Annotated in this window: 20 protein-coding genes and 1 pseudogene; 8 read left to right on the forward strand and 13 right to left on the reverse strand. The window is 43.6% G+C overall.

Annotation, left to right across the window (positions count from 1 at the left end):
* The first annotated feature begins 18 nt into the window (after positions 1-18).
* From HF888_RS08360 to HF888_RS08370, 3 genes are read left to right on the forward strand one after another with little or no spacing between them, the layout of a single operon-like run.
* Complete coding sequence (locus tag HF888_RS08360) at positions 19-1,599, forward strand: lytic transglycosylase (protein WP_007016854.1); 1,581 nt, start codon at positions 19-21, stop codon at positions 1,597-1,599.
* Positions 1,600-1,636: 37 nt separating this feature from the next.
* Positions 1,637-3,301, forward strand: a complete 1,665-nt coding sequence (locus HF888_RS08365; RefSeq protein WP_007016853.1) for an ABC transporter substrate-binding protein — start codon at positions 1,637-1,639, stop codon at positions 3,299-3,301.
* A gap of 49 nt (positions 3,302-3,350) precedes the next feature.
* Entirely contained in the window at positions 3,351-4,136 is a 786-nt protein-coding gene (locus HF888_RS08370) for an enoyl-ACP reductase FabI (protein ID WP_007016852.1), read from the forward strand.
* A gap of 35 nt (positions 4,137-4,171) precedes the next feature.
* Here the strand turns inward: HF888_RS08370 and HF888_RS08375 are convergent, their stop codons facing one another.
* The 6 genes from HF888_RS08375 to tig all read right to left on the reverse strand — a co-directional run bounded on the left by HF888_RS08375 (position 4,172) and on the right by tig (position 12,445).
* Positions 4,172-5,998, reverse strand: a complete 1,827-nt coding sequence (locus HF888_RS08375) for a SurA N-terminal domain-containing protein (protein ID WP_007016851.1) — start codon at positions 5,996-5,998, stop codon at positions 4,172-4,174.
* 101 nt (positions 5,999-6,099) lie between these two features.
* Entirely contained in the window at positions 6,100-6,372 is a 273-nt protein-coding gene (locus tag HF888_RS08380) for an HU family DNA-binding protein (RefSeq protein ID WP_168367056.1), read from the reverse strand.
* A gap of 138 nt (positions 6,373-6,510) precedes the next feature.
* Positions 6,511-8,907 carry an endopeptidase La gene (gene lon / locus HF888_RS08385; protein ID WP_168367057.1) on the reverse strand — a complete coding sequence of 799 codons (2,397 nt, stop codon included), beginning with the start codon at positions 8,905-8,907 and terminating at the stop codon, positions 6,511-6,513.
* A gap of 107 nt (positions 8,908-9,014) precedes the next feature.
* On the reverse strand, positions 9,015-10,301 hold the full coding sequence (gene clpX, locus HF888_RS08390; RefSeq protein ID WP_168367058.1) for an ATP-dependent Clp protease ATP-binding subunit ClpX: 1,287 nt from the start codon (positions 10,299-10,301) through the stop codon (positions 9,015-9,017).
* Positions 10,302-10,396: 95 nt separating this feature from the next.
* Positions 10,397-11,029, reverse strand: a complete 633-nt coding sequence (gene clpP, locus HF888_RS08395; RefSeq protein WP_210436496.1) for an ATP-dependent Clp endopeptidase proteolytic subunit ClpP — start codon at positions 11,027-11,029, stop codon at positions 10,397-10,399.
* A gap of 105 nt (positions 11,030-11,134) precedes the next feature.
* The gene (gene tig / locus HF888_RS08400) at positions 11,135-12,445 is read right to left on the reverse strand and encodes a trigger factor (protein WP_168367059.1); all 1,311 of its coding nucleotides are present in this window, start codon (positions 12,443-12,445) and stop codon (positions 11,135-11,137) included.
* Between the two features lie 213 nt (positions 12,446-12,658).
* Between tig and HF888_RS08405 the strand changes: the two genes are divergently transcribed.
* Positions 12,659-12,997, forward strand: a complete 339-nt coding sequence (locus HF888_RS08405; protein ID WP_007016865.1) for a hypothetical protein — start codon at positions 12,659-12,661, stop codon at positions 12,995-12,997.
* Here the strand turns inward: HF888_RS08405 and kdsB are convergent.
* From kdsB to gltX, 3 genes are read right to left on the reverse strand one after another with little or no spacing between them, the layout of a single operon-like run.
* Positions 12,989-13,756: a 3-deoxy-manno-octulosonate cytidylyltransferase gene (gene kdsB / locus HF888_RS08410; protein ID WP_007016866.1), complete on the reverse strand. Its 768-nt coding sequence runs from the start codon at positions 13,754-13,756 to the stop codon at positions 12,989-12,991. The genes HF888_RS08405 and kdsB overlap by 9 nt on opposite strands.
* Positions 13,757-13,759: 3 nt before the next feature.
* Positions 13,760-14,332 carry a KdsC family phosphatase gene (locus HF888_RS08415; RefSeq protein WP_007016867.1) on the reverse strand — a complete coding sequence of 191 codons (573 nt, stop codon included), beginning with the start codon at positions 14,330-14,332 and terminating at the stop codon, positions 13,760-13,762.
* 15 nt (positions 14,333-14,347) lie between these two features.
* Entirely contained in the window at positions 14,348-15,853 is a 1,506-nt protein-coding gene (gltX, locus tag HF888_RS08420) for a glutamate--tRNA ligase (protein WP_007016868.1), read from the reverse strand.
* A 174-nt stretch (positions 15,854-16,027) separates the two neighbouring features.
* Here gltX and HF888_RS08425 point away from each other — a divergent pair, with 174 nt between their 5' ends.
* Positions 16,028-18,544: an EAL domain-containing protein gene (locus HF888_RS08425; protein WP_007016869.1), complete on the forward strand. Its 2,517-nt coding sequence runs from the start codon at positions 16,028-16,030 to the stop codon at positions 18,542-18,544.
* Here the strand turns inward: HF888_RS08425 and HF888_RS08430 are convergent.
* A complete protein-coding gene (locus HF888_RS08430; RefSeq protein ID WP_133308416.1) occupies positions 18,541-19,161 on the reverse strand; it encodes a hypothetical protein in 621 nt (206 codons plus the stop codon). The genes HF888_RS08425 and HF888_RS08430 overlap by 4 nt on opposite strands.
* 179 nt (positions 19,162-19,340) lie before the next feature.
* On the opposite strand from HF888_RS08430, the gene HF888_RS08435 reads away from it, so the two are divergent.
* The 3 genes and pseudogenes from HF888_RS08435 to HF888_RS16625 all read left to right on the forward strand — a co-directional run.
* Complete coding sequence (locus HF888_RS08435) at positions 19,341-19,544, forward strand: DUF2061 domain-containing protein (RefSeq protein WP_007016871.1); 204 nt, start codon at positions 19,341-19,343, stop codon at positions 19,542-19,544.
* 33 nt (positions 19,545-19,577) lie between these two features.
* A complete protein-coding gene (locus tag HF888_RS08440; RefSeq protein ID WP_007016872.1) occupies positions 19,578-20,387 on the forward strand; it encodes a CHASE4 domain-containing protein in 810 nt (269 codons plus the stop codon).
* Between the two features lie 218 nt (positions 20,388-20,605).
* Positions 20,606-21,133: pseudogene (locus tag HF888_RS16625) on the forward strand (GGDEF domain-containing protein); the annotation flags it as partial.
* Here HF888_RS16625 and HF888_RS08455 read toward each other — a convergent pair.
* The 3 genes from HF888_RS08455 to HF888_RS08465 all read right to left on the reverse strand — a co-directional run bounded on the left by HF888_RS08455 (position 21,130) and on the right by HF888_RS08465 (position 24,486).
* The gene (locus tag HF888_RS08455; RefSeq protein WP_007016875.1) at positions 21,130-21,744 is read right to left on the reverse strand and encodes a glutathione S-transferase family protein; all 615 of its coding nucleotides are present in this window, start codon (positions 21,742-21,744) and stop codon (positions 21,130-21,132) included. The pseudogene HF888_RS16625 and the gene HF888_RS08455 sit on opposite strands and share 4 nt — an antisense overlap.
* A 63-nt stretch (positions 21,745-21,807) precedes the next feature.
* Complete coding sequence (dinG, locus tag HF888_RS08460) at positions 21,808-23,931, reverse strand: ATP-dependent DNA helicase DinG (RefSeq protein ID WP_007016876.1); 2,124 nt, start codon at positions 23,929-23,931, stop codon at positions 21,808-21,810.
* Positions 23,932-23,934: 3 nt separating this feature from the next.
* Positions 23,935-24,486 carry a general secretion pathway protein GspB gene (locus tag HF888_RS08465; RefSeq protein WP_007016877.1) on the reverse strand — a complete coding sequence of 184 codons (552 nt, stop codon included), beginning with the start codon at positions 24,484-24,486 and terminating at the stop codon, positions 23,935-23,937.

Raw genomic sequence — 24,486 nt, forward strand, 5'->3', positions numbered from 1 at the left:
GTTTAAGTGTTTCTATTTATGCGTTTTATTGTCTTTTTTACACTAATTTCATGCCTTTGTCTTGCTGGCTGCACTAATCTAGCCAAGCCATCCGCTGGCAACTTAGACGCTGCAAGTCCGCAACTGCTGCTTGAATCGCAAGCAATTCCATCAAAGAATGAAAGCAGCGAAGTTTCAATTGAAGATAGTCCAATAGAAGTTGATCTGTGGCAGCGCATTCTTAAGCAATTTCGTTTGGACATTGAACAAGATAACCCTCGAATACAGGCGCAACTCAACTGGTACAAGAGACATCAGAATTATCTCGACCGTGTAGGAGCCCGAGGTGAACGTTATTTGTATTTTATTGCAGAGCAAATAGAAGCGCGTGATATTCCGGGCGAGATTGCCCTACTACCGATAGTCGAAAGCGCATTTGACCCTTTTGCATATAGTCACGGCAGAGCCTCTGGTGTTTGGCAATTTATCCCTAGCACTGGACGTATATACGGTCTCCATCAAAACTGGTGGTATGACGGACGTCGTGATATTCGCATGGCTACTATCGGCGCTTTACGCTATCTTCGTGGACTAGCGAGGGAGTTTGATGGAGATTGGATGCTTGCACTCGCATCTTATAATACTGGTGCCGGTAGAGTCCGTTCGGCCATAAGAAAAAACAAACGCCTAGGAAAACCGACCGATTACTGGTCTTTGGATCTCCCCAGAGAAACTCGGGCTTACGTACCTAAATTAATTGCATTGGCCAAACTATTAAAAGACCCTGAGAAGTACGGAGTCACCTTTAATCCAATACCTAATGAACCCTATTTCGCGGTTGTTAAAACGAATAGCCAGATGGATTTAAGTCAGGCAGCACAAATGGCCGAAGTTGACCTCGAAGAGATATACAAGCTCAATCCGCAGTTTAACCAATGGGCCACGAGCCCTGATGGCCCCCATGAAATACTCGTCCCCATCGAGAACAAGGCAATCATGGAAGATAATTTGGCCAACCTACCCATGGATCAACGCATAAAATGGGAAAGATATCGCGTTGCTAGCGGGGATTCGCTCATCTCTATTGCAAACAAATTCCATACGACTCCCGACGCCCTTCGTCAAGTAAACCCTATTAGGGGTGATTTGGTAAAAGTTGGAGATATGTTGCTAATCCCTACTGCCTTTAAACAACTTAGCAGATATACCTATAGCGCCGACAACCGACTAGACAAAAAGCAAAAGTTCGCAAGAGGCCCCAAGGGTACTAAGAAAATCCGCTATACCGTTCAATCTGGCGACTCTTTCTGGTCACTGTCACGCAAACACAAGGTCTCTACCCGAAGCATCGCTCGCTGGAACGGCATGTCCCCAAAAGATCCACTTATGCCCGGCCAGGATCTTGTTATCTGGTCAAAAGACAGTGACGCAAATAAAAATCGTGAGATTATTCGAAAGGTTCGCTATCGCGTTCGCTCCGGTGACAGTCTTTATCGAATTGCCAGTCGCTTCAATGTCAGTGTTGGCGACATTAAGCGATGGAACAAAATCAATGGTAAACAGTACCTTCAGCCTGGTGACAAGCTAATTCTATACGTTGATGTTACTCAGTCAGGCTAGTTGTTGCAGTTAACACAGGATCAGTTAACCTCATTATATGAAAAATGCCATTCAACTGATCCTCACACTTCTAATATTGAACAGCCCAGCTCAAGGTTTCCCCGCCGAAGAGTGGTTGAGCAATGATATTGATCCGATTTGGGCTGAACCAAACGCCCCTAAAGGAGGCGTTTTCCGCGGCTACATACCTGAATTTCCTCCGACCTTTAGAATATGGGGTCCTTATGCCCACCATCCTTTAAGATCCCTGTTCTCTGACAATCAACTATCTCTGGTTTCATTTCACCCGAACACTGGAAAACCAATACCTAGCTTAGCGTCTGAATGGTTTTTCCATAAAAACAACAAAGCGATTTCATTTCGTATTCATGAAGACGCAAAATGGAGCGATTCCACCCCTGTTACATCACAAGACTTCACTTTTACAAAATCGTTTTTTATATCAGGTAAGGCCAAAGACCCTTGGTTTAAATCGTTTTACCACGAAAATATTGAAAGCATTAAAGCCATTGACAGTAAAACCCTTTATATTGAAGCCAATCAGCCAATGGATAAGCAGACCCTAATAAAAGTACTGAATCTGCGACCTTTACCCAAGCACTTTTATTCTCAGCCAGAAGATAACCTTATTAAAACATCACAGTGGCGAGTTGAGCCAAATACAGGCCCATACATATTAAGCGGCTATAGTTTTGGGGATGAGCTTATATTCAGAAGAAAAACTGAATGGTGGGGAAAAAGCCTAAAATACAATCTTGGAAGGTATAATGTTGATACTGTCGTTTATAAAGTCTATCAAACGCGCAGTGATGTGCGAAAAGCCTTCGCAGAGGGATTCATAGACTACTATAGAAGCACTGCCAGCCATACTCATTCACCACAATTTGCATCATTAATAGAACGTGGAGCTGCCCACCATTTCATTTTTAACCACAAAGAGAACACAAACTTTAACGGTATCTTAATTAATCCCCAAGGACCTATTCTATCTGATATAAATGTAAGGCGAGCACTCTCTCTTGGGTTAAGCTTTGAAAAACCCGATACAGCATATCAGCCAATAACACATCTACTAAAAAACAACGCGATTGAAAGCAATACGCACAACCCTTTTGACGCTAAACGCATATTAACGCAGGCAGGTTGGTTGCGTGATGCAAAAACCGACATACGCCAAAAAGATAGCCAGGCACTGGTCTTAGAACTTGTTTTTGATAACCGTATTTCACAAACTGTGGTGGCGCATCTGATAGAGAATGCCAATGAAATTGGTATTAAGATAAACGCTTTTCCTCTTACTCCAACTCAATTGCAAACCTATTTGGTAAATAAGGTCTTTGATCTGGCGCTACTCGCTTTCGATCAACAACATTTTGATCAGACGACATTTTTTAATAATGAGGATTTTGAGAAACCGGGCAATTGGGCTTTCTTTAAAAGCACCCCAAACAAATACAATGAAACGTATGATATAGCCAAACAGTATTTGGCGATTCCAGCTTATAGTTCGGCATACTCTTATGGTTATCATTGGCGGTGGATAGTCTTCCCCAAGGTGCCGTCGACGAGATCTGCTAAGCACCTATACCAGCCGTTTGCCGGCGGTGGGCAGTTTTGGATTGACAGAGCGTTTTTAATCGAAACTCGTACCAATCGACGCAAATCATTCCGATTCGAAAAAGCGATACAAGTGTTTGATTAATTACTAGGAAAGATGCAATCTAAATGGCAAACGCAATAGGAGTAGATTCATGCAACTACTTGAGGGTAAAACCGCACTCATTGTTGGCTTGGCAAGTAACAAATCTATCGCTTATGGAATTGCAAAACAATACCATCAGGCAGGCGCCTCTCTGATCTTTACTTATCAAAACGAACGACTACGTAGTCGAGTAGAAAAATTTGCCGAGGAGTTCTCTGCAAATGCAATTTACCCATGTGACTTATCGAATGATCAAGAGCTACTTGACCTTAAAACCTCACTCGAATCAACAAGACATAAAATAGATATAGTCGTTCACAGTGTGGGGTTCGCTCCCGGAGAAGAGCTCGACGGGAAAATGGTCGACGTGTGTACACGCAATGGATTCAAAATCGCCCACGAAATTAGTAGCTATAGCCTTATTGCGCTAACTCAATCAATAAGAAACATGCTATCAGAGTCTGCATCAATACTCACACTTACGTATCACGGATCGCAACAAACACTGCCCAACTACAATGTCATGGGATTAGCAAAAGCAAGCTTGGAGGCTGCCGTGCGCTATCTGGCAAATGACCTGGGTGAACATGGCATTCGTGTCAATGCGATTAGTGCAGGCCCCATAAGAACTCTAGCTGCATCTGGCATAAAAAGTTTTCGATCCATGCTCGCAATCAATGAAAAACGCTCAGCGTTGAAGCGCAATATCAACATTGATGATGTAGGTAAGGCAGCGGTGTTTTTAGGTTCTGATTTATCCAGCGGAGTGACCGCCGAAACGATTTATGTTGATGGTGGATTTAGATCCTGCGCGATCAGCAGAAACGAGATGTGAAATATTCAATTAAAAAAAGCCCCGAGGGGCTTTTTTTAATTTGTCTCTACATCAGAGTCGTTTTTGAACGAATTAAAGTACGCTTGATATTGATTTACTGCATTGGTTCGCTCAATTTTTTGAGCAGAACTTTCCAAATCAATAACAGGGACGTCACGCACGACTTTAGTCACTTGTAGTAAAGCATGATTACCTTGTCGCATTGCAACCAAACTAGAGTCTCCTTCAGGTGTTTCAAAAGCTTGGGACAAAATCAAAGAATCCACCTTCTCTGCATTGCGAGTTATGTCCTCAACCGCAATCCAGCCTTCGATATCTCCGCCCGCCTCTAGTGCATCTAGATCAGCTTCTGCAGACGCCTTGGCTAACTCTCCCGCCTTTTGAGAAGTTAAAGTTGTCACAATTTGATCTTTAACTACTTCCAAGGGCTTAAGCTTACTTTCGTTATGTTCCTTTAGGCGAACAGCGACGGCGCTACCCGCATCAATCTCAATAACATCGCTCACCATAGATTCGTATAATACGACATCCGAAAAGGCTGCATCTCTAATAACTGGGTTTTCAGCAATTCCAGTACCTGCATTACGTGTAAACTCCGGAGACGTTTGCACAACTAAGTTAAAATCTTCCGCAACAGTCTGTAGAGAGTTTGATGCGAACACAGCGTCTTTAAAAGACTCGAGCATTTCGATGTAGCGAACCTCAATCTGTTCGTTTACCAAATTTTGCTCAATTGTATCTTTCATTTCGTCGTAAGCTGCAATCTCTGGCTGGCGCGTATCGACAAGTTTAATTAGATGTAATCCGTCACGAGTTTCGACAATATCACTCACCGCACCGACCTCAAGTGACAGTACAGCATCAGCGAATTCTGGCTCATATATGGTGGCACTCGCAAAGCCTAGATCGCCACCAGCGTATTTCGACGTATCATCTTCAGAGTATCGCTCAGCTAAAGACTCAAAACTCTCACCCTGGCCTAGCTTCGACTTAGCCTCAGACAACGTTTTACGAGCCTCATCATCTGCAGATAACAGCATAATATGAGCAACTCGGTACTCTTTGTTTTCTTGAGACTCTTGAAGCATTGCGTCGTAACGCTCTTGAATTTCGTCCTCAGTTACGATTACTTGCTCTGCCAGCTTTTCCTTATCAAATATAACGTAGTCAACTATGACTGATTCTGTTGTCATGAAGCGAGAATCATTAGCCTCATAAAACGACTGTATATCTTCATCAGACAACTGCACAGATTCTTTGAAATTATCGGATTTGTACTCTTTATACTTAATGCTACGAATTTGATTTTCCAACAGGCTTAGCTGCTCTTTTTCAAGATCAGTCGCAAACTCTGTACCTTGCCAAGCTGATTGAACTTGCTGAGTTTTAATGCTCTCACGCACGGCCTCACGATAAGTCATTCTGGTGAAACCCATACTGCGAATCGTTAAATCGTATGTGGCGGCATCAAATGCACCATTAACTTGAAAGTTTGGTGATTGCACTATTAAACGATCAATATCCTGATCTGAAATGTAGACACCGGACTCTGTTGCAGCTTGAGCCAACAACTCTTGATCAATTAAGCTTCTTACTGCAGCTTGACGTAATAAGTTTTCATCAAACATAGCAGGATCAAAATTTTCGCCAAACTGTCGTTGCAGACGCGTTTTCTGTGCGTTTACGGCCTGCTGAACTTCCAACAGAGTGATCTCCTCACCATTAACCTCTGCCGGTGCATCTTCCCCGCCGCCTAGAGCAACAATGCTCTCAATACCAAATAGTGCAAAGGTCAGAATAATAAGACCTACTATGATTCTTGCAGCGATACCTTTAGAACCGTCGCGTATAGCCTGCAACATGGAATGACAACCTTTTCTTGTTTTGAGTTATTAAATAAAAAAAGCGCACCAATAGATGCGCTTTCTTTGCTTTTACTTTACGTCAAATTACGCAAGTCAGCTTAGTTAACTGCGTCTTTCAGCGCTTTACCTGGCTTAAAGCCCGGTACCTTGGCAGCCGCAATTTCGATTGGCTGACCTGTTTGAGGGTTACGACCTGTGCGTGCAGCACGCTCTTTTACCGCAAATGTTCCAAAGCCAACCAAAACAACTTGGTCACCTTCTTTAAGAGCGTTTGTAATCGCATCTACAGTTGCATCTAAAGCACGGCCCGCCGCCGCCTTTGGAATGTCTGCAGAAGCTGCAATCGCATCGATCAACTCAGATTTATTCACACTTATCCCCTTACCTAAATTGGTTATTATAGATGTAAATCGGTATAGCTAAGCGCCCTAGCAATGACCTAAATTTATATGAAGCTGGAAGTTATACCAGTGTCCGACTCGGTGTCAAGGCGCTTAGACTGCTTTTCGCTAATGTGTACTTAAACGACCCTGCTGATTTTGCTGGGTTGCGGCCTGCTTTTCAATAACTGATGCGACATTTTTTGCAATATTCCCACTCAAAGCCACATCTAACACCTCATCCACCCATTTAACTGGTCGAATTTCGAGCTCTTTCTTAATATTCTCTGGAATCTCCTTAAGATCGCGCTCGTTTTCGTCGGGAATTATGACCGTTTTAATGCCACCACGATGGGCCGCGAGAAGCTTTTCTTTCAATCCGCCGATTGGTAAAACTTTGCCACGCAACGTTACCTCTCCAGTCATCGCTACATCGGCTCTTATCTCTGTATTGGTAATGACAGACATTAAAGCCGTCACCATTGCGATACCAGCACTAGGTCCATCTTTAGGTGTAGCGCCCTCAGGAACGTGAATATGCAAATCATGACTTTCAAAGAAATCAGCTGGCAATCCAAAACCTTCCGCTCTTCCTTTAACAACGGTTAAAGCTGCTTGAATAGACTCTTGCATAACATCACCAAGAGAACCTGTTTTAACGATACGGCCCTTGCCTGGTGTGATGACGGATTCGATAGACAGTAATTCACCGCCAACAGATGTCCATGCCAAACCGGTAACCTGACCTACTTGGTTATCCTCTTCCGCCAAACCATAGCGGAATTTTTTTACACCCAAGTAATCTTCGATTCGCTCTGGCGTAATTAATGCATTCACACTGTCTTTAGTTTTACTTGTAACCTGTTCTTTCACTACTTTCCGACAAAGCTTTGCCATTTCTCGTTCTAAACCGCGAACGCCGGCCTCACGCGTATAATAGCGTATCACCTCAGACAAAGTTTCTCTTGGTAGATCTAATTCATTCTGTTTTACGCCATTCTTTTTCATCTGCTTAGGCAGAAGATATCGCTCACAGATATTAACTTTTTCTTCTTCCGTGTAACCAGGAATCCGAATAATTTCCATACGATCTAACAATGGAGCCGGAATATTCATACTATTTGCAGTACAAATAAACATAACTTCAGAAAGATCGTAATCAACTTCCAAATAGTGATCGTTAAATGCACTGTTTTGCTCAGGATCAAGTACTTCTAGCAAAGCTGATGCCGGGTCTCCTCGGTGATCCATACCCATCTTGTCAATTTCATCAAACAAGAATAACGGATTCTTTGTTCCGACTTTTGCGAGTTTTTGCATAAGCTTACCCGGCATTGAACCGATATAGGTGCGTCGATGGCCTCTTATCTCCGCCTCGTCACGCACGCCACCCAAAGCCATGCGAATATATTGTCGGTTGGTTGCTTTAGCGATAGAAGCTGCCAAAGATGTTTTACCAACCCCTGGAGGACCTACCAAACATAGAATGTTGCCGTTGGTCTTCTTAACGCGCTTTTGCACAGCCAAAAACTCGAGAATTCGATCCTTGACCTCCTCCAACCCATAATGGTCTTTATCAAGAACTTCTTGTGCATTGTCGATACTGTTTTTAAGTTTGGACTTCTTTTTCCAAGGAATAGAAATCATCCAATCCAAATATCCACGCACTACTGACGCCTCTGCAGACATAGGAGACATCATTTTTAACTTACTTAGTTCGGCCTCTGCCTTCTCCTTAGCTTCCTGCGGCATACCTGCTTCATCTATTTTATTCTGAAGGTCTTCCATTTCATTTGGCACATCATCAAGATCGCCAAGCTCTTTCTGAATAGCTTTCATTTGCTCATTCAGATAATACTCTCGCTGGCTCTTTTCCATTTGCTTTTTAACACGCCCGCGAATTCGCTTCTCAATGTCAAGCAAATCAATCTCGGATTCAATCAATGCCATCAGATGCTCGAGCCTTTCCCGCTCGCTGACCATTTCTAGAACCGCTTGTTTTTCTTCCAGCTTGAGGGATAGATGCGCAGATATGGTATCCGCGAGACGGCCTGGTTCTTCGATACTTTCAATAGAGGACAAGACTTCTGAAGGTACTTTTTTACTCATTTGAACGAACTGGTCAAATTGTTGAGTAACCGCCTTGATCAAGACACCCTCTTCACGGTCATTTAATGACTCTATTTCTAGATGAGATGCTTCCGCTTGATAAAAACCATCCTCGTCTTGGGCAAACTTAGAAATCTCTGCTCGATAGACACCTTCTACCAACACCTTAACAGTACCGTCAGGTAGTTTAAGCAACTGCAGTATTGTGGCCACAGTTCCTACATCGTAAACATCCTCTTGAGTGGGCTCATCTGTGGCTGCATTTTTCTGTGCAACCAACAACACCTTCTTCTCGCCCTCCATCGCTGTCTCTAACGCTTTTATAGACTTGTCGCGACCAACGAACAATGGAATGACCATATGGGGATAAACAACAACGTCGCGCAAAGGGAGTACTGGAAGTGTTTCTATTTTCATAATGTTTTACCGCGCATAAAAATATAAATCTGATACTAAGATGGGGACATCAACGAACAATTGCAAGGGGCATAAATGAAAAAAGGGCCGATAGGCCCTTTCAGTTATTATGCATCATCTGGAGCGACCTTCGCGGTCTCCGAGGTCTCGTAAATCAGCATAGGCTCCGAATCCCCATCAATAACAGAGTCATCGATTACCACCTTACTCACATGCTCCTCAGATGGTATTTTGTACATACTGTCTAAAAGCACACTTTCCATAATAGATCTCAAACCACGAGCACCTGTCTTTCGCTCCATAGCCTTGTGTGCAACTGCCTTGAGAGCACTCTCACGAAACTCAAGCTCAACACCTTCCATTTCAAACAGAGCTTGATACTGCTTAACCAAGGCGTTTTTGGGCTCTACTAGAATCTCTATCAGAGCTGCCTCATCCAATTCCTCTAGCGTGGCAACAACTGGCAAACGCCCAATAAACTCAGGAATAAGACCGTATTTAACTAAGTCACTAGGCTCGCAATCCTTGAGAACAGACCCTACATCTTTAGTGTCATCCTTAGCCTTAACCAGGGCATTAAAGCCGATGCTACTTTTCTCAGTGCGGTCTCGTATAATCTGATCAAGACCAGCGAATGCACCACCACAAATAAACAGCATATTTCCAGTGTCGACTTGCAAGAACTCTTGCTGCGGATGCTTTCTGCCACCCTGTGGAGGCACAGAAGCGACGGTACCCTCAATTAGTTTCAACAATGCCTGTTGAACACCCTCACCACTTACGTCACGGGTAATTGATGGGTTGTCAGATTTGCGAGAGATTTTGTCGATCTCGTCAATGTAAACAATACCACGCTGAGCTTTATCTACGTCGTAATCACATTTCTGCAACAGTTTCTGGATAATATTCTCTACGTCTTCACCGACGTAGCCGGCCTCAGTCAATGTTGTTGCATCCGCAATCGTGAATGGCACGTTAAGCAATCGAGCTAAAGTTTCCGCCAACAGCGTCTTACCGCTACCCGTTGGACCAATCAACAAGATATTACTCTTTGTAAGCTCAGTGGCTGACTTAGAGCTTTCGCCATGACGAAGGCGCTTGTAATGATTGTACACTGCGACCGAAAGTACGATTTTCGCTCGATCCTGACCGATCACATACTCATCAAGCGTATCTTTGATCTCCTTGGGTGTAGGTAGGCGATCGGAAGGCGCCTCACCCTGAGATTCTTGAACTTCCTCGCGAATAATGTCATTACAAAGATCAACACACTCATCGCAAATAAAGACGCTCGGCCCAGCGATCAGCTTTCTGACTTCATGCTGGCTCTTACCGCAAAAGGAGCAGTACAGCAGTTTTCCTTTATCGTCTTTACCTTTGGAATCGTCGCTCATTCGACTTCCTCACAAATCTACTTATTTACTACAAAGATGTTGCTAAAAACGGATATTTTCAAGTACCCAAAGCAAAAATAATTAACAGCTACGCCTTAATTCGATTTACGCTGCTCTAATACCTCATCCACTAAACCGTACTCCAACGCCTGCTCGGCACTCATGAAGTTGTCACGTTCAGTATCTGCAGCTACCTGCTCCACTGGCTTGCCGGCATGATGGGCCAGTATTCGATTTAGTCGATCTTTGGTTTCCTTTATATTCTCAGCGTGAATAAGAATATCAGTTGCCTGACCTTGTGCACCACCGCTCGGCTGGTGAATCATGACACGGCTGTTTGGCAAACAAAAACGCTTACCCTTTTCACCTGCTGCTAACAAAAAAGCACCCATACTGCAGGCTTGACCCATGCAAATGGTATTCACGTTTGGCTTGATGAATTGCATGGTGTCATAAATCGACATACCTGCAGTAACAGAACCGCCTGGTGAATTTATATACAAGTGAATATCTTTCTCTGGATTTTCTGCTTCAAGAAATAAAAGCTGCGCAACCACAAGGTTGGCCATATGGTCTTCTACTTGGCCCACAAGAAAAATTACACGCTCTTTCAACAAACGAGAAAAAATATCATAAGAGCGTTCGCCACGGGCGGTTTGCTCAACCACCATCGGAATCAAACCGGACATTTGGATGCCTGAATCTTGCATAGCCAAAAGATCTTTCATTCGTTATCTCCGTCAACGACATCAGTAAAAAAACAGCTGTTACCAATGATAACAGCTGTCTTTAATTAGTGTAGCTTGAATACTGCCGATTTGGCAGCATTTTTGTTATTGGGCGCTATTTGCCGCCTTGATAACATCTTCATAGCTACTGTCAGTCTCAGTCACTTTCGCTTTCTCAAGAATAGTATCAACAACCTGCTCTTCTAGTGCTAATGCTTCAAGCTGAGCACGCTGCTCTTGATTGTTCTTGTAGAATGCTTTTACCTGTTCTGGGTCTTGGTAAGTTGAAGCCATCTCTTCGATTAAAGCTTCGACTTTTTCCTCAGACGCTTTCAGCTCAAACTGCTCAACCGCTGCATTGATTAACAAGCCAAGCTTAACGCGACGATCTGCTTGATCTTTAAACAGTTCTTTTGGAAGCATGTCTGGGCTAATTTGCTGACCACCACCAAACTGCTGAACCGCTTGCTGCTGAAGACGACCAATTTCTTGATCGATCAATGCTGCTGGTACGTCAACTTCATTTGTTTGGATCAAACCATCCAATACTTGGTTTTTGGTATTACGCTGAACCGCTTGCTTAAGCTCACGCTCCATATTCTTGCGAACTTCAGAACGGAACTCAGCTTCATCAGAAGCTTCTACGCCAAACGCCTTGAAAAATTCTTCGTTCAACTCAGGTAGCTCTGACTCTTCTACCGTGTGTACTTTAATTTTGAATTCAGCATCTTTGCCTTTTAGATTCTCTGCATTGTAATCTTCAGGGAAGGTTACTTTGATGGTTTTTTCATCACCCGCTTTCATACCAACAATTTGGTCTTCAAAGCCTGGGATCATGCTATTTGAACCAAGCACTAATGCATGGCCTTCAGCGCTACCACCTTCAAAAGCTTCACCGTCAACAAAGCCTTCGAAGTCAATCTTAACGCGATCACCATCTTTAGATGCAGCGTCAACTTCTTTAAAGTCGGCTTGCTGCTTGCGCAAGATGTCGATCATATTTTCAAGATCTTCATCTTTCACTTCTGCAGCTAGTTTCTCTACTTCAATTTTCTCAACATCTTTAATTTCTACCTCTGGGTAGATTTCAAACGTTGCAGAAAACTGAAAATCTTTACCTTCTTCATCTACAACAGGTTCTACGCTTGGCATACCTGCTGGGTTTAATTTTTCTTGCTGTACAGCTTGGATAAAGCCCTGCTGCATCTGCTCACCCAAAACCTCTTGGCGAACACCTTTTCCATAGCGCTGACGAATAACGCGCATCGGAATTTTACCCTGACGAAAACCGTCGATACGGGCTGTTTTAGATACCTGTTGCAAACGCTTAGCAATTTCTTGCTCTACGGTATCCGCTGGAATGTCGATAACAAGCTTACGCTCTAAGCCTGATAGTGTTTCTACAGAAACTTGCATGAATGCCTCACACACAAAATACAGAAGCTAGTGAATTTAAGGGTTGAGTACTCTATTGATCTGAACACAGGTAATCAAGCAGTTTTTACCTGTTCCCCTAGGTTTTTGGCTAAATCAGTCTAAATTTTCAACAAAGCAATACTTTACACCTGATCATTAATACAGTACTGTTTGGATATACAGCATGCCTACAGTATCAAATCAAGGTGTCATATGAATACAGCAAGCACATTTCAAGGCTCTAACAATCAAGCAGCTTGGGCGCTCTGGGTTTCGCCGAGCTCGTCAGACTTAAAACAACTGAGATTGTCTCAGCCTGAAGAGAAAAACCGTACACTACTACTACACCCTAAAGACTGGGATGTGACGGTAACCGCTATTGAGTCTGCCATCGAAACCGGCTTCTACAAGTCAATCAGACTACCCAAGAGTCGCTTTCATAGCCTACAAAAGCAAAAGCTAGAACTCATCGCTCTGCGCAACAATGTCACGCTGACTTGGATTTCAGAATTCAGTGAGTTAAATGCCGCGAATCAGTTGAGCTTACTCTAATGCACCAAGTAACGACTCAACTCGTGCAACATCGTCAGGAGTGTCGATACCGTGACCAGGGGGCTCATCAATAACACTCATATGAATTTTAACACCGTGGTACAAAGCCCGAAGCTGCTCAAGGCTTTCCACCTGCTCGATTTGTGACGAGGACATTTGAGTGTATTGATTAAGAAACCCAACACGGTAGCCGTACATTCCAATATGACGATACACAGGCATGGCATCCGTTAGTGCATCCTTAGACTTGGCATATAAATCGCGATCCCATGGAATTGGCGCTCGACTAAAATACATCGCCATTCCACGACTATCGAGCACCACTTTTACAACATTGGGGTCAAATCCGTCTTCTGCATCTGACAAGGGTGTGCATATAGAAGCCATACCCGCATCAGAATGATCCATTAGTCCTTTCGCAGTTATTTCAATGAGAGACTTAGGTATTAAAGGCTCATCTCCTTGAAGATTCACGACAATCTCATCATCCCCCCACTTTAGTTTTCGGGCCACCTCTGCAATTCTTTCTGTACCGTTTTCGTGATCCACAGAAGTCATAACTACTTGCGCGCCAAACGATTCCGCTTCTTGTTTAATGCGATCATCATCCGTAGCAACAATAATATCAGCAACACCTGTATCAAGCGCACGCTCGTAAACGTGCTGAATCATAGACTTACCCTTAAGCTTAATTAAAGGCTTACCTGGTAATCGAGATGATCCATAGCGTGCTGGAATGACGATTTTATAATCTGACAATGTTTATTCCTTAATGGAGTCTAGATAGTTCGAAGATTCAAATTCCGGCAACATGGTTGCGATGTAAGCCTCTTTTAACGAACCATTGACTGCAATCAATACATCCGCAACCTCACGCGCTACGCCTTGGCCGCCAAGGGACTCTGTGGTCCAGTCCGCTACATCTGCAACCATATGGTAAGCGTCTTTAGGAGCAATGGATAAACCTGCTTTAGCCATTACTTTGAGATCAACCATGTCATCACCACAAAAGGCAACTTCATCCATTGTAATGCCGAGTTTTTCTGCAAGGCCCGTCGCGGCTTCTAATTTGTCTTTACAACCCAAAACCGCATGCACAATTTGCAGATCCTTGATGCGTTTCTTTAACGGTGCAGAGTCTTTGGCACTTATAATGGCAACGGAAAACCCCGTTTGCTGTAAAAGTTTCAACCCAACGCCATCTTTCACATTGAAGCGTTTAAAAGCCTCACCTTCTGCCCCGTAATAAAGACCACCGTCGGTCAACACGCCATCTACATCAAATATAACCAATTTAATTTGCTGGGCTTTTTGCTTAATCGCGTTGGATATCATTATTAGGTCTACACCTTATTCTGCTAACGCTTCGTCTATTTGGCTTGATACTGAGCGATATTCTTTTTCCAGTTTTTTCATGCCTTTCTTAGATACACCGCCAAGTACCTCAATGGCGTGACGAACTCGCGCTCGTGACATATCTGGACCCAATACTTCCATACTATCCAACACTGAAAAGCTCTGTGTTGTTCCTGCAATGGCAACGAAGAACGGCTGAAGAAACTCTTTCGGTTTCAACTCTTTAATTTTTGCCAAAGCAAATAAACGCTTTTGTATCTCAGGCTTTTCCCAATGCCGGATGGCTTCGAGCTGCCATAACCCCATTTGCAGTAATTTGACCAATTCGTCCTTTTCAATTTTCTTGTGCTCGAATTGCTGCTCGGTAACATCGAGCATGCCTGACAATAAAAATGACGTTAAAGGTACAACATCACTCAAGCGTTCTACTCGAGGCTGAACATGCTGAACAACCGGCATCAAAGCTGACTTATCCAAGCCCCAGTCGACGAAACGCTGCACAAACTCTTCTTCAGATAAATCACGTAACCACTGGCTGTTTAACCAACTTAGCTTCTCTTGATCAAAAATTGGCCCACCAAGAGAAACTCGACCAATATCAAAATGCTCAAACATTTCATCGCGAGTAAATTGCTCTCGCTCATCGGGCATAGACCAACCCATTCGCCCCAGATAATTAAGCAGCGCTTCGGGCAAGAAGCCCATACGCTTGTAATAAAGAATGCTGGTTGGGTTTTTTCGTTTACTGAGTTTTGACTTATCAGGGTTGCGCAACAATGGCATGTGGATCAATGTTGGCATTTGCCAATCGAAATACTTGTAAAGCAATTGATGCTTAGGCGCGGAACTCAACCACTCCTCTCCACGAATCACATGGGTGATTTCCATAAGATGATCATCAACCACATTGGCTAAGTGATAGGTTGGCATACCGTCAGACTTCATGAGAATCTGGCAATCGATCATTGCCCACTCCATTTCTATTTCGCCACGAAGTTCATCTTTAAACGTGCAAACACCCTCTTCTGGCACATGCATCCTGACGACATAACTATCGCCAGCCGCTTCGCGCTTAGCCTGCTCTTCTTCAGACAACCGCAAGTCAGAGAATTTCAAGGCAGAATAGCCGCCTTGTTCTTGTTTTTGAGAGCGAAGTTCTTCTAATTCTTCGTTGGTGCGATAACACTTAAATGCGTGTCCTTTCTCTAACAGGATATTGATGTGTTCTTTATATATGTCACCACGCTCACTCTGCCTATAAGGGCCGCAGCTGCCACCAACATCTGGACCTTCGTCCCACTCAAGACCAAGCCAACGCAATGAATCATAGATCGATTGCTCAGACTCGGCAGTGCTTCTAGCTTGATCAGTATCTTCAATACGCAATAGAAATTGACCACCATGCTGACGCGCATAAGCCAAATTAAATAGCGCAATATAGGCAGTCCCGACATGAGGATCACCAGTGGGAGATGGAGCAACTCGAGTACGTACTGTCATTTCTAAACCTAAATCTATGAAATAAAGGGCGCAATTATAGGCTTTCGTGAACTTTAGGCCAACACATGACAAACCTGTATTTATGCTAAGCTCATTGGATACACCACTGTTTTTGATAACTATATGCTCTATAGCTACCTTAGACCGCTAGCCCATATCCTATTGCTCTGCCTTGTGACCAGTTTCAGTATCACAGCACAGGCCAGCTCTCATAAGCAACGCCACCTAGTGACGCAATTTGACGTATTAGAAGACCCTAAGTCAGAACTATCTGAAACCCAAGCTCTCAACCTAGAAGACTGGCGAAAAATCAATCAGCCATCATTGAATTTCGGCTACACACAGTCCACATACTGGGTGAAATTTAATCTACACAATGAAAGCAGTCAGGACATTGTGCGGCTAATAGATTTCACGTACCCATTACTAGACAAGATCTCGCTGTTTAAAATCGCAGACAACCAGCCTGAGCTAATATTTCATTCAGGTGATACTTACCCCTATCATCAGCGCAACGTAGACCATCCGCACTTTGTCGCGAAAGTAGAGCTGCCACAGCAAAGCGAGCAATCATATTTAGTAAGACTGCAAAGCAACTCGCCCATCCAAACGGAAGTCATATCGTGGGACTTAAATAGATTCCAAAAACACTATCGAGACATCAATGCCTCTCAGTTTCTTTATATTGGCCTTGTGCTGAGTGTTGCGCTGTTAAATTTATTGATATTCATCTACCTGAGAGAAGCGGTTTACATTACCTACGCAGGCTATGCTGCTTGCTTAGGGTTATTGGTCTCTTCTCAGTCCGGCGTTTTATTTGAATACGTTTACCCTGAATGGCCCATTGTGCACAAATGGTCACAGCTCGTGTTCGCCACGTTGACCATTTTGCTTACCACTCTATTCAGCTTAAAGTTCCTGAGACTCAATACTTCTGGAGCATGCAAAAAGCCCTTACAAGGATTACTGTCAGCACCGATCTTGGTTTTAGTTATTTCGCCGATCATTGGGTATCAGCTAGCAATTCAGAGTATTGTTTTGGTCGGGCTTTTGGTCATCCCCGCTTGTTTTTTCATGGGCGTTTTTGTCGCGCAAAAGAATCCTGATCGCGATATTTTCTTAATTGCATGGTCGTTTCTAATCATCGGTGCATGCATCTTTTTATTTTCAAAACTCGGTATTCTTCCCTTTAATGGATTTACCAACAACGCCGTGCAAATCGGCTCCACTCTTGAGTTATTTACATTTAGCTTGGCACTAGCAAGGCGAATCTATATTGAGCGCGAGGCGCGCCTGACAGCCAAGCAAGCGATCATCGACAGCAACAAGCGCTCTGCCAAATTACAAGAATCCATGTTATTCACTGCTACTCATGATGCCATCACACAACTCCCTAACCGCAACAATTTCGAAACGTTTTTACAATACACATTAAGACAATATGAGCACGGTGTTTTGGTAGTTTGTCATCTGCAACGAATGAACGACATTGACAAAACAATGGGTAAAGACATGAGCAATCTAGCACTTCATAAATTTGCCATGATGCTCAATATTGAGTTAGCTGAGAACAATCTAGCGTTAGCCATTGATCATAAAGAAGGATTTTATGCCGCCACACTCAGTGCCAGCTCTCATGGATTCCTACTAAATCCTAAGTTCACCAATATTTATCGCACCATCGAATCGATCAAGGACGCCGTAGATCGAACATATGCTATCAACGAAATGGAACTCGAACTTGAACCCCAGTTCGCATTCATTGAGTTTCCTAAATTTGGAAAAGAGAGTGACAAACTAATGCGGCAAGTCGGCATTGCACTTGATGCAGCGAAATCATGCACATCACATATTGCCGCATACCACCCTGATATTGATCCGTATGATGGCCGCAGACTGGTCTTGATGACAGAGCTCAAGCGCGCTATTGCTGACGACACACTAGACCTACACTTTCAACCTATTGTAGACACTCGCCATCAGAATATCATAGGTGCAGAGGCTCTAATACGCTGGCCTCACAATGAGTTTGGGCTAATTATGCCAGACGAATTTATCGAGATGGCTGAGCGGAGTGGCTTGATACAAGCGTTAAGCATCTGGGTGATAAAGCGCAGCTTACAAATACTTAGACGCCTACACAAAATTAACCCAAGCCTTTTCATGGCAGTTAATATAAGCACCTTCAATCTGCAAGATGACAAATTCATAAAAGCCCTATTAGTGCTTCTTGAAAAATCTTCAGATCTATGCCGACATGTAGTCTTGGAAATCACCGAGAGCCAAATGATGAGTGACACACAAGATGCACTGGAAAACCTATGGTCTCTCAATGAGCAAGGCGTAAAGATTGCCATTGATGACTTTGGTACAGGTTACTCGAGCCTTGCTTATCTAAAAAAACTACCTGCAGAAGAGCTAAAAATCGACAAGGAATTTATTTTTGATTTAGAAACAGACAAACAAAATCAGGTGCTAGTCCATACTGCCATCGAAATGGCACACAACTTGGGTATGACAGTAGTCGCGGAAGGTGTAGAAAGTGAACACACTCGCAGAATACTTGAAGACCTAAACTGCGATATGTGTCAAGGCTATCACTTTGCACGCCCAATGGATGTAGATCGTTTTGCTAAGTATTTGGCGACCGAGCATTCAGGGAAAGACATTTCCAATCAAGTGAACAACTAAAGGGTCTTTGCAGCCCGATAAATGACATAGTGGGATTCATGACTCTTCCATCCGAGCTTTGGCCAGACCAGACGAACGAGTCGCCTCTGGAACGCATCCCGACGCTCGAAAAAGCTCGGCTCCACATCTAATGCCGAAAGTTCAGCCAGGTACAACTTGACTACCATCTCTTCAGTTTGCGAACCTGAGATGCCATAGCGGCTCGCTATGAGTTCAATTTGCTCGTCTGACAAGCCTTGATAAATTGTACGTACAATACGATCCTTTTTTTGCAAATATCGAGGAACAGCTAACAATCCTACTGCTGCGAAGCGAAACACATCCAATGCCTGCTTCTCACTCTGAATACAGTTAGCAAGGAGCACGACTTGATCCTGCTTTATTTGTGCAGCAACCCCCTCAACTAAATCCGCTTCAGCACACGGGATAACGCGCGCCTTTACTCCTAGTCGAAACTCTAGTGGAGCAATCCAGCGATGAATTCGCTCAACATGCTCCTGAGATGCCCTGCTCAAGATAGGCTCATCATTTGCTGCTGGCAGCAGATTATTGCTGATGAACGCCTTTTTAATGGCTGATATTTCTAATGCAGCGGATGGCAGCTGAGCAGCGAACATATGACAACTCCTTAATATGATTATTATATTGTGCGTCACTTTCTCTGTTTGCCAAAACTTAAGTACCAATTTTGTGAGCTGATTCAAAGCAACTATGAGTGCCATTTAAAACTTCTATTTGTTACTGATAGTCATTCTCACTAAAGTATGACTATTAGTTAATCAGTGAGGACAGAAACATGAAGAAGACGATGAGTTTCGCAGCAGTGCACTTCACAGTTGCATTTAGCATTACCTATATACTGACTGGGGATATACTAGTGGGTGGGCTTGTAGCTGCGGTTGAGCCCATGGTCAACACTGTGGCGTTCCACTTCCACGAAATTGTATGGAACCGACTAAAATCAGAAAAAAGCCGCAAAGGTGGCGCGCTGACTGCTTGATACTTGCTAAGCTTAAGGCATAAGGAGGTGCACATGCATCTGCGCGCTTTAGTTTTTATTGCAGCAATCACCTACGCCATGGTCATCGGAGGCGGCTTGGTTCTTTATCGGATGTACGTGGTCATCCCGGAGCTGCAGCATTCTACGATCATCAACCACCAAAACAAACTCAAAGCCATCCATTCCTCTTACCTGAATGACCTTAGAAACCTCGAAGTGCTAAACATCGACTGGGCCGCCTGGAATGATACGTTTTTCTATATTGATGGCAGAAACGAGCACTATCTATCTGAAAACATCCTACCTTATGCATTTGAAGATCTTCATCTTGATCTTGTGGTGGTTATCGCGCGCGATAAAACCCCGCATTTCATTGGTATTCAAACCAGCGATGGCCTAAAGCAGCTAGATTCAATCGAGCAAGCAACACAAGATCTCGACATAGACTTTTTATTAAGCGAACAACAGCAAACCGGTACCCTAAGAATTGATGGAGCGATCGGCTATTACACTAGCCACGCCGTAACGGATAATTTTGAGGAGGAACCAAGTAATGGCATTTTATTGTTTGCAAGAAAATTTCCAGATAGCTTATTCCAGCGCATTAAGTTACTGACACAAACACAAGTCAAACCCATTAGTGTGGAGTCAATTACTACTGATGGCTCGCATATCATTAATCCGATGACAGGATTTGCTATTAGCACCTTAAATAAAGACTACTACCTGCTACTCGATGAACCGAACAACCCTTTCCAATCAGCATTTAAAGTGACTCATGAAAGCATAGACGTTCCATTTATACTGGATGAAACCACTATATTTAGCATACTGCATTCCTAGCCCTACCCATCGTGGTTACCTTTATTGCCTGGATAATCTTCTTGCGACCCGTCAACCGACTATTCCTACAATTAAAAACAATGGAGGCTCGCTCGCGTTTTGTACACATTAAAACAGCTACTCGCATCGTCGAGTTTCGCGGGTTTGTGAAATCGTTTAACAAATTAGTAGATAAGGTACATGCCTACCAAGAAAAGCTTTAGCAAGAATCACAAACTGATGGCCTGACAGGCATCCGTAACCGCCAGTACTTGGACGAACAGATCGAAAAGATTTGGCGGACGAGCATCCGGCAATCACTACCGGTCGCGATCATTATGATCGACATTGATTTCTTTAAAAAATACAACGATCTATATGGCCATCAGAAAGGTGACGACACTTTAACAGCCGTTGCTCGCACACTTAACGCCCTTGCAAGACGCTCTGATGATATTGTTGCAAGATATGGTGGTGAAGAGTTTATTTTTGTAAATCGGTCAGCCAATGAGAATGAATTAGAGGAGCGACTTTAAAGTGTTATGGCGGCTGTAAATCACCTAAACATTGAGCATAGCGACTCTAGCATTGCAGATCATGTTACTGTTAGTTGCGGGGTATGCTTTACTTTGAAACCCAAAATTGAATGGCAAGCCGCTGTAAAAGATGTAATCAAGAGCGCAGACGAAGCCTTATATGAAGCGAAAGACAACGGACGACATCAGTATGTCATTCGTCCATTTAATGGCCCGAGATCTGAAACTTAGACTTTTGCACTGTCTCGCGAATTGATCCGCTCGTACCAAGCCTTCAAATTGGTCATTTCTTCCGGAATACGCATACGAATTACTCTGGCAAAATCAATAGTCACAAATGCAGTGATATCTGCGACGGTAAAACGCTCTCCAGCAACGTATTCGGATTCTGCTAAGTGCTTATTGAGCAAACCCATAAACTTGCCAGCGTTTTTAACGCATTCTTCGCCCCATTCTTTAACTGGTGTCATACGATCAGCAAAGAAACCTGAGGTATGCTGAAACCCCATACCTACTTGATTCATAAAGTAGATTTCGCAACGACGCTGCCACATTTCGATCATAGCCTGTTCCAATGCCGTGACTCCCATAAGGTTTGGCTCAGGGTTTAAGACCTCAAAGTAACGACAGATCGCCATGGACTCGGATAAGTAGGTACCGTCATCTAATTCTAAGACAGGAATTTTTCCCAATGGGTTTTTTTGGCGAAAATCAGGTGTGATGTTGTCACCGGCCTGCAAATCCTGCTCAACAAACTTAACTTCATCAAGTAGCGCCTTTTCTGCCAAAAACATGCGTACGCGACGGGCATTGGGTGCCACTTTTTGCTCGTATATTTTCATGCTGACCTCTTTTTTATTATCTTTTAGCCAAAGCTATCGAGATTCGAAGCAAAGGTCAAAGCCTTAGCGAGCCAGAAGATTGCGCCTAAACGGCGGCAAGCCATCTAAAAGCAGACTGCCATAACGCTTACTGACTAAACGCTTGTCTAAAACCGTGATACGGCCTGTATCCTGCTCTGTTCTAATCAAACGACCGACCGCTTGTATTAGTCGTACACTGGCATCTGGAACAGAGATTTCCATAAAGGGGTTGCGCCCTTTTGATTCCAGCCATTCTGCGAGCGTGGCATCAACAGGGTCATCGGGCACCGAAAACGGCAGCCTCACAATGATGACGTGCTGCAATAAATCACCTGGCAGGTCGATACCTTCAGCAAAGCTAGCCAAGCCAAACAAATAACTAGGCAAACCTGCTTCTATTTTATCCCTATGTTGCTTGAGCACTTCTTGCTTGCTAAATTCGTCTTGCGTGATGACATGATCGCTAACATCAAACGGCAATTGAAACTTCACATCATTCATTAGACGTCTACTTGTAAAAAGAACAAGAGTGCTTTCATTTTCATCAAGATGACTTTCTAAAAGATCAGAAACCTGCTGCGTGTAATCATCACCATGCCCAGGCTCCACAGCGTCATTAGGCACCAAAATCTCACCTAAATTGGGATAATCAAACGGACTTTGAATACGCTCAAAATAGTTATCTTTAGCAATACCGGCTTTCATCCTCAATCGATCGAAGCGACCCAAAGCCGTCAAAGTAGCAGATGTAACTACAGCTCCATAACAGCGACTCCATAAATTTTTTGCTAGTAGCTCGGCAGCCAATATTGGTGAACTATACAGTGCGATATCATCTTCGTATTCAGTAATAAGTCGCTGCAACCACCGAGCGGTAGGTACATTATCCTCGTGATCCTGTTGGGCAAAGCTTAACCATAACAAGCCTGCCATTTCCAAGCGAGCCAACAACATCCCCATGATTGGGAACCATCTTTCCGCATCAGCCTGACGATATTCACCGTCATCTTTATTTAGGCTAGCTTTTAATGCTTCAACAATCTTATCGATGTATTGATACAAACTGTTATGGGTTTTATTTAGCTCCCCAGCCAACTCGATGAGCGCGTCAGGTACAACCCCCATACGAAAGCGATGAGTTGAGATTCCCTCTACTTCAGCTTGGTCACCCAAATAATCTAAAATAATATGACGTGCGAAGCCGAGCTGGCTATGTATTTCACCTATTTTTTCAGGGAATTGAGTGACGATCTGTAACAACCCCATGGGTGTTCCACACTGTTTACCAAGAGTATCTACCGCCTTACTAATTTGCTTCAGCAAGTTTTCTTCTTGGTTTAATTTAACTTGGCCAGCAAAATGACTTATCGCCTTATCCGGCAAATGATGGCCTTCGTCAAACACATATATACTTTGTGCTGGCTCTGGCAAAATGGCACCACCACCTAAACTGATATCCGCCATAACCAAGTCGTGATTTGCGACAATTACTTCTGCATCTTCCAAAGATTTTCTTGCCGTAAAAAAAGGGCAAGCATTGAAATGAGGACAGCGACGATTTGAGCATTCCCTGTGAGTCGCCGTAACCATTGACCAATCTTCGTACTCAATGGTTTCGGGCCAGTTGTCGCGATCACCATCCCAGCGTCCAGTTAAAAATTCATCTAGGAACTTCTGAAACAGGCCTTTTTGATCATCTGTTGCATCGGCACCGCCAAACATATCCATAGATGCGTCTTGCATTCGCTGATCCTTTAACTCTTGATCCAGTTTATGCACACACAAGTATCTGCCTCGACCTTTCGCCAATGCATAGCGAAATTCCAGTCCACTGTATTTTGCAACATCCGGTAAATCTTTACTGATGAGCTGTTCTTGCAGGGCAACTGTCGCGGTAGAGACTATGATTTTTTTATTCAAGTCCTCAGCCAAAGGAATCGTAGATAGTAAGTATGCTAGTGTTTTACCAGTACCAGTGCCCGCCTCCACAACACACACTTGCTTGTCGTTGACTCGCTTTCCTTCATCATCGGATTGAATGCCACCCAGTGTTTTGGCGATAGCAGCAATCATTTGTTTTTGGCCGTAACGTGGCTTCAATGATCGTGCTTCTAAAAATTGACTATAAGCCCTTTGAATGGTCTCTTTCGCGTGACTGCTTAACATCGTTTATTTTGCCACCCAGGTAATGCCTTTATCCAGATACACTTTAATTTCATCAACCGTTAAAACAATGCCTTTCGGGGTGATCTCTTTCAAACCTACGTTGGCGGATAACAAATCGCCCTCTGTATAGTTCCGATCATTAATAATCACTGAACGCATCTCAGCCCGAGGAGAATAAATATGACTTTGCAGTTCTAGTGAAGGCAACAGCGCAAGCTGTTGAGGATCAAGCTCCATGAGCGTGTATATTTTGTCTATTTGCAGACCCGCTTTAGACTCTTTATGTGTGCTCTGGGCATCGGATAGCCCTTGGTGATGAGGGACAGTCTCAACAACAGGGAACACATTTAAAGCTTCGCTACCGGACTCGTCATTAACCAAAGTAAAAACACCAAAAACCTGTAAAACGGTTACAAACAAAACCAATAATATGCATACAACCAACCACCAAGGTATGGTCGCTGAGTTTCGTTGTTGAGTAAATTGAGTTTGTTTTTCGGTGCCAGCCTCTCTCTCTTTCTGCGCTTTTTCCAAAGCCTTTAATAAATATGACAT

This window comes from Bermanella marisrubri, from assembly GCF_012295615.1.
Classification (GTDB): domain Bacteria; phylum Pseudomonadota; class Gammaproteobacteria; order Pseudomonadales; family Oceanobacteraceae; genus Bermanella; species Bermanella marisrubri.